This window comes from Kitasatospora humi (assembly GCF_020907985.1).
Taxonomy (GTDB): domain Bacteria; phylum Actinomycetota; class Actinomycetes; order Streptomycetales; family Streptomycetaceae; genus Kitasatospora; species Kitasatospora humi.
In genome coordinates, this window is the sequence record NZ_JAJJPA010000063.1 from 1 (window position 1) to 15403 (window position 15403).

General features: G+C 68.0%; 12 protein-coding genes and 1 pseudogene. 1 reads left to right on the forward strand and 12 read right to left on the reverse strand.

Annotation, left to right across the window (positions count from 1 at the left end; all coding sequences use genetic code 11):
* Positions 1-937 (forward strand): annotated as a pseudogene (locus LN042_RS38315) (tyrosine-type recombinase/integrase); the annotation flags it as partial.
* A 670-nt stretch (positions 938-1607) separates the two neighbouring features.
* Here the strand turns inward: LN042_RS38315 and LN042_RS32920 are convergent.
* The 12 genes from LN042_RS32920 to LN042_RS32975 all read right to left on the reverse strand — a co-directional run bounded on the left by LN042_RS32920 (position 1608) and on the right by LN042_RS32975 (position 15304).
* Positions 1608-4781, reverse strand: a complete 3174-nt coding sequence (locus LN042_RS32920) for a CHAT domain-containing protein (RefSeq protein WP_230055111.1) — start codon at positions 4779-4781, stop codon at positions 1608-1610.
* 230 nt (positions 4782-5011) lie between these two features.
* Complete coding sequence (locus LN042_RS32925; protein WP_230055112.1) at positions 5012-5674, reverse strand: hypothetical protein; 663 nt, start codon at positions 5672-5674, stop codon at positions 5012-5014.
* A gap of 105 nt (positions 5675-5779) precedes the next feature.
* Positions 5780-7081 carry a GNAT family N-acetyltransferase gene (locus LN042_RS32930; RefSeq protein WP_230055113.1) on the reverse strand — a complete coding sequence of 434 codons (1302 nt, stop codon included), beginning with the start codon at positions 7079-7081 and terminating at the stop codon, positions 5780-5782.
* Complete coding sequence (locus LN042_RS32935) at positions 7078-7875, reverse strand: HNH endonuclease (RefSeq protein WP_230055114.1); 798 nt, start codon at positions 7873-7875, stop codon at positions 7078-7080. The genes LN042_RS32930 and LN042_RS32935 overlap by 4 nt, the downstream gene beginning before the upstream one ends.
* A 416-nt stretch (positions 7876-8291) precedes the next feature.
* Positions 8292-8702: a hypothetical protein gene (locus LN042_RS32940; RefSeq protein ID WP_230055115.1), complete on the reverse strand. Its 411-nt coding sequence runs from the start codon at positions 8700-8702 to the stop codon at positions 8292-8294.
* Between the two features lie 92 nt (positions 8703-8794).
* Positions 8795-9358 carry a peptide deformylase gene (locus tag LN042_RS32945; RefSeq protein WP_230055116.1) on the reverse strand — a complete coding sequence of 188 codons (564 nt, stop codon included), beginning with the start codon at positions 9356-9358 and terminating at the stop codon, positions 8795-8797.
* Positions 9355-10428 carry a UDP-N-acetylmuramate dehydrogenase gene (locus tag LN042_RS32950; protein WP_230055117.1) on the reverse strand — a complete coding sequence of 358 codons (1074 nt, stop codon included), beginning with the start codon at positions 10426-10428 and terminating at the stop codon, positions 9355-9357. Before LN042_RS32950 ends, LN042_RS32945 begins: the two co-directional genes overlap by 4 nt.
* An 11-nt stretch (positions 10429-10439) precedes the next feature.
* Positions 10440-11480, reverse strand: a complete 1041-nt coding sequence (locus LN042_RS32955) for a serine hydrolase domain-containing protein (protein WP_230055118.1) — start codon at positions 11478-11480, stop codon at positions 10440-10442.
* Positions 11481-11482: 2 nt separating this feature from the next.
* The gene (locus LN042_RS32960) at positions 11483-12787 is read right to left on the reverse strand and encodes a UDP-N-acetylglucosamine 1-carboxyvinyltransferase (protein WP_230055119.1); all 1305 of its coding nucleotides are present in this window, start codon (positions 12785-12787) and stop codon (positions 11483-11485) included.
* A 2-nt stretch (positions 12788-12789) separates the two neighbouring features.
* Positions 12790-13530 (reverse strand): LbetaH domain-containing protein, encoded by a 741-nt coding sequence (locus LN042_RS32965; RefSeq protein WP_230055120.1) that lies wholly within the window; start codon positions 13528-13530, stop codon positions 12790-12792.
* Between the two features lie 41 nt (positions 13531-13571).
* Entirely contained in the window at positions 13572-13778 is a 207-nt protein-coding gene (locus LN042_RS32970; RefSeq protein WP_230055121.1) for a hypothetical protein, read from the reverse strand.
* 104 nt (positions 13779-13882) lie between these two features.
* A complete protein-coding gene (locus LN042_RS32975) occupies positions 13883-15304 on the reverse strand; it encodes a helix-turn-helix domain-containing protein (RefSeq protein WP_230055122.1) in 1422 nt (473 codons plus the stop codon).
* Positions 15305-15403 lie beyond the last annotated feature (99 nt).

Genomic DNA, 15403 nt, shown 5'->3' on the forward strand with positions numbered 1-15403 from the left:
CGGCTACCGCGTCGCCGTCTACCACCACCTCATACCCGGGCTCGGCGCGCACCGGTTGGAGAAGCTCGAGCCCGAGCACCTCGAACGCTTCTACCGGAAGATGCAGGACGCCGGAAGCGCCGCCGGCACCGCCCACCAGGTCCACCGCACGGTCCGGACCGCGCTGAACGAAGCGGTGCGCCGGAAGCACATCACCGAGAACCCGGCGACGATCGCCAAGGCACCGGTGCTGGACGAGGAGGAGGTCGAGCCTTACTCGATAGAGGAGGTCCAGCAGCTCCTGGCCGAGGCGGCCAAGGTCCGCAACACCGCCCGCTGGGTCATCGCCCTCGCGCTGGGACTCCGTCAGGGCGAGGTGCTCGGCCTGCAGTGGGAGGACGTCGACTTCGTGGCCGGCGTCATCCGAGTGCGGCGCGGTCGACTGCGGCCCCGTTACGAGCATGGCTGCGGCGACCGCTGTGGCCGCAAGCCCGGGTACTGCCCGAAGAAGATCCAGACGCGGCGCGAGACCAAGTCCACCAAGTCGAAGGCGGGCAAGCGGCCCATCGGTGTGCCGGAGCAACTGATGAACCTCCTGCTCCAGCACAAGGCCACCCAGGAGCGCGAGCGCCTGCGGGCCCGCGACCTGTGGGTCGACAAGGGCTACGTCTTCACCTCGGAAGTCGGCGAGCCACTCAACCCCAACACCGACTACCACCGATGGAAGGACCTGCTGAAGGCTGCTCAGGTCCGCGACGGTCGCCTTCACGACGCCCGGCACACTGCCGCCACGGTGCTGCTGATCCTGGGCGTTACGGACGCCGTGGTCGACGCCATCATGGGCTGGGAGCCCGGCAAGTCTGCCCGGATGCGCCGGCGTTACCAGCACATGACCAGCCCTGTGCTGCAGCAGACCGCGGCAAAGGTCGACAGTCTGCTCTGGCCTGCCCCGCAGAGCGAGGGCGGGGGAGGCGGCGTCGTTCTGGTGTCTTCGCTAGTGCGGGCTGGCGACCCGGTGGTGCCTTCCACTGCTGAGGCGGTGTCGGAGGTCGCAGCGGACCAGTCGGTGGTGTTCGTCGCGCGACTGGATGGCCGCTGCATCGCCTTCGCCCATCGCGTGCACGCCCAGACCGTAGTCGAGCAGTGGGGCTCCGAACAGCCGGGCCGCACGGCCGAGGTGGAGGAGTGGGACTGGCCGAGGTGGGAGAACGAGGGCCCGGACGGCTCGAACTTGGTGCGCGACCGGCTCCCCGACAGGCGTCTGGTCTTCCACGCCTTCGCGGTGTACCGCCCCGGCGGTGAGCGCCTCGACCTGGCGATGCCCGAGCAGTGGGCCGTCACCGCGTGGGACTTCGAGACCGACCTCTATACCGACCGGCCCATCTCCTGGCGCACCACTCGCCGGCCTGGAGCCGACCAGTTGGTGGAAGCCCAGGTGCGTGGCACGGACAGGGACGCAGTCGCCGAGGCGTACGTTCAAGCCCAGGCTCAGGCAGCAGATCGGGCCATGAATCCCGGAAAGTACGGCGATACCAGCGATTGGTAGAAGCGGAGGCCACGCTTAGTGAAGACGCTCAGCCTCGGGCTCAGAGCAACGGTCCGAGGCTGAGCGCCGTCGACACGGGTATTCATACTCCCCATGCGGAGAAGGCAGCCCAGTGGAACGGTGAGGCGAAGGGGCGCACCTCCTGCCCACGGCTCGTCGCCGTGCGAGGCACATGCCGGTGGAGCAGGGCTGCCAGATGAGGGTGAGAGCTGGCGTACTGCGCAAGATCGTCCCAGGTCAGTCGGCGTAGCCAGGCACGGGAGCCGCGCAGCGCGGCTACCGGCGGGAGACTGTCTACGCTGCGAGCGGGGAAGAGTAGTTCGTAGAAGTGGGTCATCAGCACGGCTGTCGCCAGATCGTCTACCTGCCACAGGCTGGTCACTGCGCAGGCCGCTCCTGCCTGGAGGAAGCCTGCCGGGAGTCCGAGAAACTCGTCGGGTGTCTCGTCAATCGCATAGTGGCCCGACTGGCACGCGCTAGCCACTGTTAGCCTGCAGTCCGGTAGTTGATGTCGAGTCAACGTCTCGATGTCCAGGCGGCCGTCGGCCAGCAGGAGAGAGCCGCCCTGACTTCCGAGGCCGGCACCCCCGTGGCAGCCCAAGTGCAGGTAGGAAGCCTCAGTGAGGTGGTCGAGCATCCAACTCACGGTGGCCTCGCGCCCGACAGTACAGCGGGCTTCCCCGAACGGCTGGAACATCGTGAGGATTTCGGCGACCTCGCTTCGACTCCCAGGGAGCGAGCCGTCGGGGTCGGCGACTGCCACCAAACGTGGTGCTTCCCTCGGCAGTTGCGCAGCTCTGGCTTTGGAGGATGCATAGACCACCGCCGATGGCGAGAATGACAAGGTGCCGATGTCGTCGAGCACTTCATCCGATTCAGCCCCGAGCGGCGCAGCGTGGAGGGGGACCAAGCCCAACAGACCGGTCGGGATGACGACGGCCTCATGCTGTGGGTCGTTCAGCAGGAGCTCTGCGATCGGCCGTACGAGCGGTTCGAGGAGATCGAGGTGGCTCAAGGCCGACATGATCTGAGTTCGGCGCCGGAGACTTGAGGCCGCCTGTGCCAGGAGAAGTCCCCCAGCGCCCGTAGCTTCTGGGGCGAGCCAGTCGACCAACAAGAAGCGGGTGATCGTCACACTGCTGACCTCAGGGACAGGAATGGCCCGCACGGTTGGTAGCACATCCGGCGTCTGATCGGCTGGTGAGCGGGAAAGGACGAGGACATAGCTGCCCCAGGGGGCATTCACCAAGTAGGCGAGCGGAATCCCACCGGCGGCTCGGGCAATGTCTAGCAGTTCGGTTGTGCGCAAGAAGCGCTCGAAGCCCGGAATCGCCCGGATCTCGTCGATTACTGTGCGCAGTCCGCGCTCGGCTGTTGCCTGCTCGATTGCTCCAGGGGCGAGCCCACCTGGGTTCGCTGCGGACGGCTCTGCCACCGAGGTCCTGTATTGAGTCTGCGCCAGTCGGTAACGGCGGGCAATGCCGGCATCGATTTGCTCGAGCGCTTCCAGCTCTGCTGATCCACGTCCGACCAGGACAGAGAGTTGGCGGGCCAGTCCGCGCTCGATTGCCTCGACCGCGTGTTCCGGGCGCCCGGCACGGGCCAGCAAGAAGGCAGCCCATCGTGCGAGCCGGGGCGACCTGGCGAGCACGCTGCGCCGGCCCGCGACGGTGACCTGGGCATCGTAGAGAGCGTCCAAGGCAGTGAGCATGTCGAAGGCAACGTCGGCTGCCTCAGTCCAGCGTTCCGCTGAGGCATAGGCGTCAAGGAGCTCTCCTCCGATGCCAAGGTGCAGGGCAGGCGATACCAGTGGTGGTGCGGCTGCCAGCGCCTCTCGGCGTAGCCGAATGCCCTCGGCGCGGTGCGGGGCGTCGAGGTGGTCGCTCGCCCGGGCCAGCAGCCACATAACGCGGCTGGCGTTGAGAAGGCCGGGGCGTGTTGTGGTCAGCCTAAGGGCCGCTGTCGCTGCTTCTCTGGCACCGGCAGCGTCCGCAGGATCGCGGGACAGCAACAGGTCAGCCAGATTGCACTGCAGTTGTGACCACAGCAGAGGGTCATCGTCGGAGCTGAGCTGCTGCAGACCCTCCCGATAGTGCCGCTCCGCCTCTTGCAGGTCCTCGGGCTCAGCACGGCGGCGTAGCAGCAAGCCGAGGTTGAGCATGGAGTAGGCCCAATCGACTGTGTTGCGTTCAGGCGACCGCTCCTCCAGACCGGCCCTGATGTGGTCGATGCCCAGGCTGATAGCTGCAGGCCCGCCGCCCGGTCGCTCTGACAGAAGCAGCCCGTAATTGGTCTGTAGCTGTGCCCAAATTTCTGGGCGGGCGGAGCGGTCCAGCACCCTAATGGCGCGCGCCATCGGTTCGCGGGCCGCCTCCCAGACCTCCAGTCGATCCCCGTCGGCGCGGAGATGGTGTGCGCCGGCGAGATTGTTGGCCACCTCCACCCACCGCGGACTGCCCTCGGGTAGGCGACCGAGCGCTTGATCGAGAAGGCGGATCGCTTCGGCCAGATCGGCATCGAGACCAGAGCGAACTGCGGTCAGCAGGTGTATGCCAAGCTGGATAGCAAGATCGGTTTCCAGGTCCTCCTCGCCAAGTTGTGCGGCGAGTGCCAGAGCCTCGCGGACGAGCGGGATGCCTTCCGGGCCGTGGACGTTCCGTGCTCTGTGGTGCAACTCGAACAGGCGGGCCCGTAGATCGCCACCAAGGTGGTTCAGGGATTCGAAGTAGCGCTGGAATGCGATGCTTCGGGGCGTCTGGTTGTCGCACAAGTCGTCCAAGAGTTGCTGGCGCATGCGCAGGAGCGGTTCGAGCTTGGTGCCAGCCACGTCACGCAGCTCCGCGCGTCCGGCATCACGGACCTGGGTACTGTCGGTCAGCTCTGGGTGCGTACTGACTAGCTCCGCAAGCTCGTTCGGAAGGCTCTTGAGTACTGCTCCGAGTAGCTCCCGTACCGGAGCGTCGCCCCGGTCATTTGCAAGGAGTTCGAGGAAGACGCCGTAGTTGGCGGCGGTTGGGGGCTCCTCAGAGAGTAGCTGTTCGTATGCGGCCCTCGGGTTCTCAAGATCCCGATCAAGGTCGCGCGTCAGGACGATCGGAAGCAGCCTGCGAGGTAGCAAAATAACTCTGCTGCCGCCGAAGGGGCTGTCTTCGAAAGCCCCGACTCGCTGCGCTTCCGCAAGCAGCGGCGCAGCGGACTCCGGCGGATCGCACTCGATCTCTGCGTCGGACGACGCGAGCAGTAGCGGGGCTGTCACACCTGGGCGGAGGAGAAGTAGCGGTGCATCAATGTGCGCTCTGCTTCCACAGAATGGGCAGTCCACCCAGGACAAACCTGGGCTTGGGGCTGACAGGACGTCATTACGCTCACGAGCGTCGAGGATGCGCCACGCCGGGGCCTGGCACTCCTGGCCGCATTCCTCACAGCGCCACCTGTAGGGCACTCTTGTCGAAACCATCACACGGAATTCCAGCCGTGATGGGCGGGCTACTGGCCGCCGGTGATCCGCGATAGAAGTGCTGTCAACAGCTTGCCAACAGTAGAGTCACGGGCTGCCCGCTTATGGATGGTGAGGCTCCACTTGCCACGAGGGTCGCGCTTCACGACGACCTCGGTCTGGAGCAGCGCGATGGCCAGCGTGGTTACCGAGAGCGTGATTGGGTCGATACGGTCTGTCGGCGACTGCGCGTACTCGACCGCCTCGCTGACCGTGCTCGCCAGATCGGCATGCAGAGCCGAAGCACATTCCAGTGCAGTGCGTGCCAACTCTCCTTCGGTAACCACCTCACCTGGTTGTAGATACGCGTTCAGGTCCACGGCGTCCACGGCGTTCCGCAACTCGGTGCCTTGTGGAAGCTGCTCGGCGACGGGGAGCAGTCCGCGGTCCTCCACCACCGCCGCTAGTGCCCGGATGGCGTCGTTGTCGGAGAGCATGCGGATCCGCTGAGCGAGATCACCTTGAGTTGGCATGCTCCAATTCTGACGCTTCTGCTGAAGATCATGCGGCTGAAGACGCGAGTTGTCAGCCTCATGGGTGTGGGGTAGTGCTTCCAGAGCAGAGCCCGCTTGGCGCCATCGAAGCCCATGCGGCGCCGGAGCTCTGTGCGTTTTTCGTCCTGATTCGCGCAGCGGTGTCGCTTCGGTGGTCATTGCCCTCTCCGTACCTCACCCCGCAGGGGCAAGGTCGCACGATGCGGTTGCTACGTGGTGTCGCCGCTCATGCCGGAGCCTGTCGCAGGGATGCCACTTGGTGCGTCAGCTGACCCAGATGCCCTCGGGTGAGATCCGGCGTGCGAGGCGCCGGCCGGCGGCACTGACGGGGGTCGACCACGACACATCGGTGGTCTGGCACCCGGAGTCGTCGGCGAGGGTCTGTACGAGCGTCGCGCCAACGCCCTTTCGGCGGTAGGAGTCTGCGACCCAGATCAGGTCGATGCACGGACGTAGGGTGTCGTCCTGATCGCCGTACTCCGACTCGTCGAGTAGGTCCCAACGGACATGCTCCCGGACGTCGTGGGTCGCAAGGTAGCCGATGACGTATCCGTTGGCCTGCAGCAGGTATGCGCGCATGTTGCCCGGGGTCTGCTCTGGCTCGCCAAGGTGGGACCACGAGTTGACGTCGTAGTGGTTCTCCCTCTGCGGCATCCGCCCCACTTGGTACGCCAGCTTCCGCCAGGCGATCGGCGACTCGGTCGTCACCACCGCCAGGTCGCTCCACCACTCCAAGTTCTTGGGTGCCCGAACGCCGATTGCCCACATCGCATGATGGGCGGCGTGTTCATCCCCGCCGTCCTCAGGAGCTCGCAGGGTCATTCCGCAGGGGCATTTGCCGCCACTCGGCGCCTGGACATGCCGGAATTGGACAGGGGCCGCGCGGTAACTGAGGTTCTGTCCTCTGCCACCCACCCACGGCCGCTCAGGCGCGTCCTCCGGTTCAACGTACCCGGTCCATCGGTCCACCCAGCTGGGGTACTGCTCGGGCAACAGCTCCCGCTTCTGCTTTTCGGCGAGCGGCAGCGTCGGGCGAATCCAGACACTTCCCAGGGTTGCTCGGCCGTTGAGGCGTACTCCGTGCCGCTTGGCCTTGCCGCGTAGGAACCGCAGAAACACGCCAGGTGGTGTGAAAAAGTCGACCCCGCGGACCAACTCCCGCTCGCCGGGGGCGAGCCAGTCCTCGACGGGAAGTGCCAGTTGGTCGGCGAGGGCGTGAAGTCCGCTGTAGTCGTGCCTGAGCTCGGCACCGCACAGCGCCTCGACAGCCGCTCCGACATGAGCGAACGGAACAGTCAGGCTGACCCAGCTTGGTCCGCTGCCCCAAGAGAGCATGCCCAGGTACCCGTCGTACCGGAGTCGATCGACAGACGTGTTCTGCGCCCTCATCACGGCCTCCGTGTAGGCGGCGGGCAGTTCTGGGGAGTCTCCCCGCCGGGTCGAGGCATCGACGTACCCGTCGCGGTCGAGCTCGACCGTGACGTACCAACGGTGGGCCCGGACATTGATCTTCCGAGAGCTGGGGGCGTGTCGATCGGGGTCGAGGTAGATCGTTCGCTCAGTCATGCGTTCTGCTCCTCAGCAGGCGCTCCCGCTGTCTGCTGCTTGGGGTACGGTCTGCCGCTCTCGTCCGTGATCGTGGCGTGTGAAGCCGGCTGGACCTCGACTCGGAGCATGGGCCACGGCGTGGCCTCTTGAGCAGAGTCATTCGTCAGGAGCATGTGGCGTACGAAGGCGCCCACTAGGAAGTTGTGCTCGGCGAGCTTGCTCAGGTACCTCTGCAACTCCTTCTCGGCCTCGCGATTCTCACGCACACTGTGCAGATCGGAAGCGATGTCGCAGTAGTCCTGCACTAGGTCCAGGAACTCCAGGATGAGGTCTTCATCTTGTTCAGGGAGGTGATCCGGCAGCGCATATTCGAAGGTCATGCTGGGCTTGATCATGTTCCATAGCGGGTTCCCGCGCGTGATCAGCTTGAGGATCCGAGGTTGCGGGTAAGCCGGGTCGGGCACCAACCTCAGCCGGCCTGGCGTTGCCTCGCCGAGCGAGCGCGTCCATGCGGCATGCTGGGCCTTGATCTCGCGCAGTCGATCCACCGTGAAGTAGCCAGGCTGGTCATCGATCTGCTTGTGATGCTTGCTGCACAGCAGGACCAGGTTCGTATGGCTGTCGATGGATGCGTCGTCCAGCAAGCCGGCCCTCGGCCCGCCCTTCGAGCGGGCGACTATGTGGGCCTCCTCGCCGAAGACCGAGGGGTCGTCGCAGTCAGTCCCGGGTGTCACCACCTGCACCCGGCAGATCGCGCACCTGCCGCCTGCCTCACACCAGATGATCTTGCGGGTCTTTTCGGACACGGCCATGGATTGCACCCTGCCAGAGGAGCGGTGCCCAGCGGGCGCGAATGCGATGGCTCGGCCAGAGAGGCCGTCAGCCGGATGCGGTCGTGCACCCGCCTCATCCGGTGGATCCCGGCAACTGCAACCAAAACTGCAACCACGAGACGACGAAGGCCCGGACCGCTGAGCGGTCCGGGCCTTCGTTTGCCCTGGCGGGCAGGTGCGGAGGATACGAGATTCGAACTCGTGAGGGGTTGCCCCCAACACGCTTTCCAATTCTCCCGAACGCTGTCCTTCGGGGTTCGCACCCGTCCCGACCTGCGGCGGAGCGAACCGCTGAGCGACGGCCGAACCCGGCTGGACGGGGGTGAATGAGACCAAAACTGAGACCACGCGTCGTCGACTTGGCTGGTCCGGTGGCGGTCTCGGAGTCGGCGCCGTCAACCCCAGAAGCCCTGGTGGGAGAGCATCTCGACCAGGTGCGACATGCCGTGCTCTTCCATGTACTTCCGCATGACTGCCCGCGGGGGCCAGTTCCACATGAACGGGTTCGGGCACGCGCCTCGGTAGAGGCCGCCTCCCGGGCCGTTGTAGAGACCTCCCCCTGGGCCTGAGTAGAGGCCGCCGCCGACGCCCGTGTACAAGCCGCCACCGATGCCCGCGTACATCCCACCGCCGACGCCGGAGTAAAGGCCGCCACCTACGCCTGTGTAGGCACCGCCACCCACTCCCGTGTAGGCGCCTCCGCCCATTCCCGTGTAAGCGCCGCCGCCAACGCCGGTGTATGCCCCGCCATTAACGCCGGTGTAGAGGCCGCCGCCTATGCCTGAATACAAGTCTCTGACCCACATGTCGAAAGTGTGACATGTGTCACTGACATATGTGCCTGCTCGGGTGCGCTCAGCGCTTAGCGCGTTCGACGCGGCCAGCGCCATGTCGCTGATTAGTACGCCCAGGTCGAGCCCGTGCCTCGGTACTCCTCGACCGGGATCGGGTGGATGTCGGGGTGCATGCGGTCGGTGTAGAGCAGGCCGTCGAGGTGGTCGATCTCGTGGGCGATGAGGCGGGCCAAGCCGAATTCGTAGGTGACCGTGGTGATGGTGCCGTCGAGGCTTGTCGCGGTGACGCTAACGCGGAGGGGACGGGGGACCAGGCCGCGGACGTCGAAGAAGCTGAGGCATCCCTCGTACTTATCGTCGGTCTCGTCGGAAACGGCCGTGATCGTCGGGTTGAGCAGGATGATCGGCTCGGCGCCGGCGTTCGGGGGAAGGACGAGGGCGGCAGTGCGGGGGATGCCGATCTGCGGGGCGGCGAGGCCCATGCCCTTGGCGAAGGAGTGGACGCGGCCGATGCGATCGACGGCGGCGAACAGCTCGTCGATCACGGTCTGGGCGGCGGCGCGTTCGGCCGGGAGACCGAAGGGTTCGGCGGGCTGGCTGAGGATGGGGATGCCCTGTTGGACGACGCCGAGGGACTGCATCTGCTGGCTGGGCCGCGCCTCGGTCACTTGATCTCCTTGGTTTGCTGCGGGTCCTTGGCGGTGGTGGTCCAAGCGCCGACCATTGTCGGCTCGGGCCGAAGCTTGATCCCGGTTGCGGTCTCGACCTGCGCCGAGAGTTCGGTGAGGGCCTCGGCGAAGCCCGTCGCGGTCGCCCCGTCGTGGGCGGTGAGGGTGAGGGTGCGACGTTCCGAGCAGCGGATGCCGTCTGCGATCTTGTAGCCGGGGCGGTAACCGGTGTGCTCCAGCAGCCAGCCTGCGCTGGCCCGCAGCTGCCCGTCGCTGTCGGTGTGGACCGGACAACCGTCAGCCGACCAACGGGCGGCCTGCGCGGCGGTGACGGGCGGATTGAGGAAGACCGATCCGGCCTGGCGGGCGTCGGGGCCGTGGGGGTCGAGGAGGAGTCCGCGGCGGTGACGGTTGGCGAGGACGGCGGCGGTCACCTCGGCGACGGGCGGTCGGGCGCCGACAGGAACGCCGAGTTCGTCGGCGAGTGGCTGGTAGGTGATCGGGGCGGCCGGTGAGCGGGTGAGGTGGAACGTCGTGGTGAGGATGGTCCAGCGGCCGGGGTCGTTCTTGAAGCGGCTGTCGCGGTGGCGGAGGCGGCATGCCGGGGCGGGCAGGGTCCGCAGGCGGCCCATGTCCCAGTCCCAGGCGGTGAGGTGGTCGAGGGTGTCGGAGACCTGCTGGCCGTAGGCTCCGGCGTTCTGGACGGGGGCGGCGCCGACAGTGCCGGGTATGCCAGCGAGGCACTCGATTCCGGCGAGGTGTTCGGTTGCGGCCCACTGGACGAGGTCGGCGAGCGGGTGGCCGGCCTGGACGGTCGCGGCCACCGTGTCGTTGTCCACGCGCTTCACGGTGATGCCCCGGGTGTTCATCACGGCGACGGTGCCCTCGTGGCCGGTGTCGGAGGCTATGACGTTGCTGCCGTGGCCGAGGGTGAGGGGCGCGTCCTCCTGCCGGTCGCCGATTGTGCGGACCAGTTCGAACCAGTCGTCGGGGTCGGCGACCTGCAGGACGGCGCTGGCCGGGCCGCCGAGCCGCAGGGTGGTGAGGGACGCGAGCGTGGTGCTGGGCACGGGTGGCCCTCCTAGGGTTCGTCGGTGATCGCCTTCAGGGCGAGGGTCCGCAGCGGGGCGAGGCGGGTGCGGTTGTCCTGGTGGTGGTAGACGGCGTTGGTGCAGATGGCCAGGTAGCGGCCGGTGGCCGGGGCGAGGTAGAGGCTCGTGCCGGTGAAGCCGTGGTGGTAGGCGACCCGGCCCTCGTCGGCGAGGATCCAGGCCAGGCCACGGTCGAGGCCCGGCTCGATCTCGGCCTGCGGCTGCATGCTGTGGGTGAGCCAGCGGCCCAGGGGCCCGCCGGCGTGCGAGGTCAGCAGATGGGTGGCGAAGGTGGCGAGGTCGGCCGGGGTGGTGAACACCCCGGCGTGGCCGGCGACTCCGCCAAGCAGGGCAGCGTTGTCGTCGTGCGGCATCCCCCACAGCCGGGGCCCGCCGGTCAGCCGCTGCTCGGTCGGGGCGACCTGAGCGGAGCGGGGCACCGGTCCGTAGGTCGTGCTGGTCATGCCGAGGTGCTGCCAGAGCTCGGCGGCCAGCTCGTCCAGGCGCTGGCAGCGGTAGTGGGCCAGGGCCAGGCCGAGGAGGATGAAGCCGCGGTTGATGTAGCGGTGACCGGCTCCGGGCTCTGCGATCAGGTCTTCGCCGCAGATCAATTCAGCCAGGGGCTCGGTGCGGTTGCGGTACTGGTCGAGGCGGGTGTCGGCCCGCAGGCCGGAGGTGTGGGCCAGCACCTGGCGAACCGTCACCTTGCCTCCGGGCGCCTCGGCCGGGATACCGGGGAGCAGTTCGCGGATCGGGGTTTCCAGGGTGAAGCCGTCCATGAGGGAGGTGCCGACCAGCGGCCAGGTGGCCAGGACCTTGGTCAGCGAGGCCACGTCGTACACCGTGTCCGGCCCCGGCCGGGCGTCGCCGCACTCGGGGGCGACGACGCCGGAGGCCAGGTAGCCGGGCTCGGTGTCGAAGGTGCCGTGGGCGATGACTCCGCCGGGCACGGTGCCGTCAGCGGTCATCAGGTCCAGGCACTCGCGCAGGTCGGCGAGCGCGTTCGGGGTCCACGGCACGGTGTTGGTCACGGCTACTCCTGGTCGATCGTCAGGTTGGCACCGAGCGCGGCCAACTTCGGCAGCAGGCTGCCGTATCCGCGCCGCAGGTGATACATCCCTCGGATCGTAGAGCTGCCCTCGGCGGCGAGGGCGGCGATCACGAGAGCGGTCACCGCCCGGATGTCCTCCCCGGCCACGCCGGCGCCGGTGAGGGCGGACCGGCCCCGGACGGTGATGACCGAGCCGGTCGCGTTGACGGCGGCGCCGAACGCGGCCAGGGCCGGCAGGTGGGTGTCGCGCTGGGTGTAGATCCGCTCGTCGATGCGGGAGGTGCCCTCGGCCTGGGTGAGGAAGGCGGTCAGCTGCGGCTGCACGTCGGTCGGGAAGCCGGGGTGCGGGCCGGTGGCCATCTGCACCGGCCGAGGCCCGGCCGGGAGGCTGACGGCCGTGCCGCCGTCCAGCGGGTCGAGCTGGATTCCGGCGTCGGCGAATACCGACACCAGCCCGTCCGGGAACGCGGCCGGGGGGAAGCCGTCCAGGTGGACGGTGCCGCCGGTGATGGTTGCGGCCAGCGCGAGGGTGGCGGCCTCCAGCCGGTCCGGCGGCACGGTGAACACCCCGCCCCGGATGCAGTCGGTGCCAGTGACGTTCAGGGCCTTCCTGCCCCGCCACTCGATGCCGACGCCGGCCTGCGAAAGCAGGGCGGCCGTGTGGGTGACCTCGGGCTCCACGCTGGGGTTGAGGATCGCGGAGGTGCCTGGGGTGCGGGCGGCCAGCAGCATCGCGGTGACCGTCGCGCCCAGGCTCGGCCCCCACTCACGGGTCTCGGCATCGGTGGTGAACGGCAGCCGTTTGCCGGTGAAGCGGGCACGCACCCGGCCCCGGTTTACCTCCACCTCAGCCCCGGCGGCCTCCATCGCCGCCAGGTGCCGGTCGATGTAGCGCGCGCAGAAGGCGTCCCCGCCGGGGGTGGGGAAGGTGACCTTCCCGGAACGGGCCAGCAGGGCGCCGCCCATCACGGCGGTAGTGCGGATGCGCCGCCCGAGGTCGTCCGGGATGACGGGGAAGTAGGAGTCGGCCGGGTGGACGGCGAACTCGTCGCCGGTCACGGTCGCGCGCGTGCCGGTGCGGTGCAGGATGTCGGCGACCACGAGGGTGTCCAGGATCTCGGGGGCGCCCAGCAGAGTCAGCGGCTCGTCGGCCAGGATCGCGGCGGCGTACAGGTGCAGGGCGATGTTCTTGCTGCCCTGCACGGTGGTGGTGCCGTTCAGGCGGTGGCCGCCGGTGATCCGTACGGCCCGTTCGTCCGTCGTTGTGGTGATGTCGGTGGTGGTCATGGTCACCTTCCCTGGCTTCCGGCCGGGAAGAAGCCCCCGACCTGGGTCTTCGGGTAGAGCAGGGTGTGCGCGCCGATCAGGGTGGCGGGCTGGAGCACGGTGCCGGCCGGGACGATCACACCGTCGCCGATCACCGCGCCGAACTTGGTCTGTCCGGTGGCCACCCGGTGCCCGTCGAGGTGGGCGCAGACCTCCTCGGTGGCCGGTTCGGTGACCGGTCCGGAGGTGACCCGGAGGCCGGTGGTGGAGACGAACGCGCCGATGTTGACGCCCAGTCCGAGGACGGAGTCGCCCACGAAGCTGGTGTGCTTCATGAAGACGCCGCCAACCAAGAGGCTTCGCGTGATCTCGGCGCCGAACCCGATCCGGCAGCCGGGGCCGATGACGGTGTTGTCCCGCACCCGGGCGCCGGCCTCGATCACCGCCCCGGGGCAGATCAGGGCGGGCCCGGTGACGAACGCGCCTTCGGCGATGACGGCGCCGTCCGCGACGATGACGTCGCCTCGGACTGTGGCGCCGGGCTCGATGACGCCCCCCGAGGCTGGCAGAGGGAAGTCAAGCAGCCCGGCGAGAAGATCAGTGACGGCCTTCTTGAGGCCGAAGACGGTCGGGCAGCAGCTGAGCAGGTGGAGCACGACCGGGTCGGTGACGGTCTCCATGTCGAAGTAGTACTCCGGGGTGGTGCGGTAGTCGACGCGCGCCAACTCGGCGCTCATCGTCGGAATCTCAGGGGCTTTGTGCATGGCTGTTCCTCCTCGGACAAGCGAGTGAAGAGGTGCCGGGCCTAGACCGTGGGCAGGTCCGGGGTGGTGGCGGTCGTGACCGCCCGAGGGAGGGCGTGGTCCTGGTGGACGACGATGCCGAGCAGCATGAACACGGGTATGTGCAGCACAGCCCAGAACGCGGTCAGGAAGTCACCGAGCCGGTCGTAGGCGGGCGCACGGTGACGCGGGCCGGAGACGGCACGGGCGGAGAGGCTGTTCGTCGGCATACGGCGGCCTTCGTCAGCGGGAACAGGAGTAGGTGTCCCCAGTGAAAGGCCGCGGCGAGGGTCGGATCCGTAAGCCGCTTACGGGCCCGTAATCCGATTACGGGTCAGCCGAGTTGCACGCCCGCCCGGGTGGCGAAGTCGCGGATGCCGGGCAGCGAGCGGTCGTGGCGGAGCAGGTCGGTGGCAACCCTACGGACCGACCCGCGGCGGATCTCCTGCGGAGCGGCCTGTTCGGCGGCCAGCAGGGCGCGGAAGGTCTGCTCGGGCTTGCCCCACTGGCTGAACGCACGGGCCACGTCGATGAAGAACCGGGCCTGCCGCTCAGCGGTGGGCAGTGCGGTCGGATCGACAGTACGGGCCAGCTCGATCGCCTGCCCGGCGTCACCGAGCTCGTAGTGCACCGACAGCTGGTGCAGGGCAACCCCTTGGATCCCGTCCACCTGCCCGGAGGCTCGGCCGGCGGCGCGGGCGTTATCGGCGGCCTCGGCGATCAGCGAGTGTGCGTAGGAGCGGTCGCCCAGCTTCGCGGCGGTGTAGGCGGCGGTGGCGAACAGGTCGCCCTCGGCGGCAAGTCGGGCCGGCTCGGGGACGCTGTTGTCGCGTTGCAGCTCGTGGGCAGCGCGGACGGCAATGTCGGTGGCCCTGCTCAGGTGGCCTTGGCGGCGCCAAGCGCTGGAAACCATGCGCTGGGCTTCGGCGATGATCAGGCCGTCGCCACCGGTGCGGGCGGCGTTCAGAGCCCGGTCGGAGGTGATGGCCACGAGTCCGTCGTCGCCGAGCTTGATGCACAGCCGAACGGCGACGTTGTAGAGCGCCGCCACGGCACGAGCCGACTCCTCGCTGCTTCCAACGCTCTGGGCAGCGGCGATCCACCCCGGCAATGCTTGAGCGAGGGCGTCATAGCGGGCGGCGCGAAAATCCTGACGAGCTGCCATGATCGATGCGCGGACCGACGCCGCGCTAGGTTCGCGCTGACCAGGGATGCTGGCGCTGCCGTAGAGCACCATGTCCTCTAGCGGGGCCAGCGGCGCGGGGCTCGCGCCAGCGGACTGGGCGCCGACAATTGGGACGAAGACGGCGGCAGCAGTGGCGGCCAAGAGTTCGCGGCGTCGCACCTCGTCGTCATCCTCCTCGGCAGCCGGACTGGGCGTCAGCCTAGCGGAGCTGACCTTTCGTCGAGAGGAACTGGACGCGACCCGCGCAGGTTGCGGATGGCCCAGCAGTTCCTCCAGCGTCGTGCCGAGCACCCGTGCGAGCAGCGACAGCATCTCGACGTTCCGGACCGGGATCAGACCCCGCTCGACACCGGACACCCACTCCTCGCTCCGTCCCACCTCAGCAGCGAGATCGCGCTGGTACCAGCCCTTGCGTGTACGTAACTTGGCGATGAACTCGCCAAAGGTGACTTCCCCGCCCCCAGCCACGGCCGCCCCTGCCGCTCGTATCCGGACAGCTACAGCAAGCAACGGTACCCACTGGCGTGAACTCGGCGTAGGGCCTTGCTCAAGGAAGATGCCGCCGCTCAACTGGCTGCGCGCGAAGGGATCTCCTTCGGGGCCGGGAGCGGTGCGGCTGAGGAGTTCGGCAACATCAGGTTGGAGCCCGCTCTCAGGACCTCGACTTCT

Coding starts and splice junctions, on each gene's coding strand:
- LN042_RS32925 (WP_230055112.1), bottom strand. CDS start 5,674: ATGACCACCGAAGCGACACCGCTGCGCGAATCAGGACGAAAAACGCAC.
- LN042_RS32970 (WP_230055121.1), bottom strand. CDS start 13,778: ATGCCGACGAACAGCCTCTCCGCCCGTGCCGTCTCCGGCCCGCGTCAC.
- LN042_RS32960 (WP_230055119.1), bottom strand. CDS start 12,787: ATGACCACCACCGACATCACCACAACGACGGACGAACGGGCCGTACGG.
- LN042_RS32935 (WP_230055114.1), bottom strand. CDS start 7,875: ATGGCCGTGTCCGAAAAGACCCGCAAGATCATCTGGTGTGAGGCAGGC.
- LN042_RS32940 (WP_230055115.1), bottom strand. CDS start 8,702: ATGTGGGTCAGAGACTTGTATTCAGGCATAGGCGGCGGCCTCTACACC.
- LN042_RS32965 (WP_230055120.1), bottom strand. CDS start 13,530: ATGCACAAAGCCCCTGAGATTCCGACGATGAGCGCCGAGTTGGCGCGC.
- LN042_RS32930 (WP_230055113.1), bottom strand. CDS start 7,081: ATGACTGAGCGAACGATCTACCTCGACCCCGATCGACACGCCCCCAGC.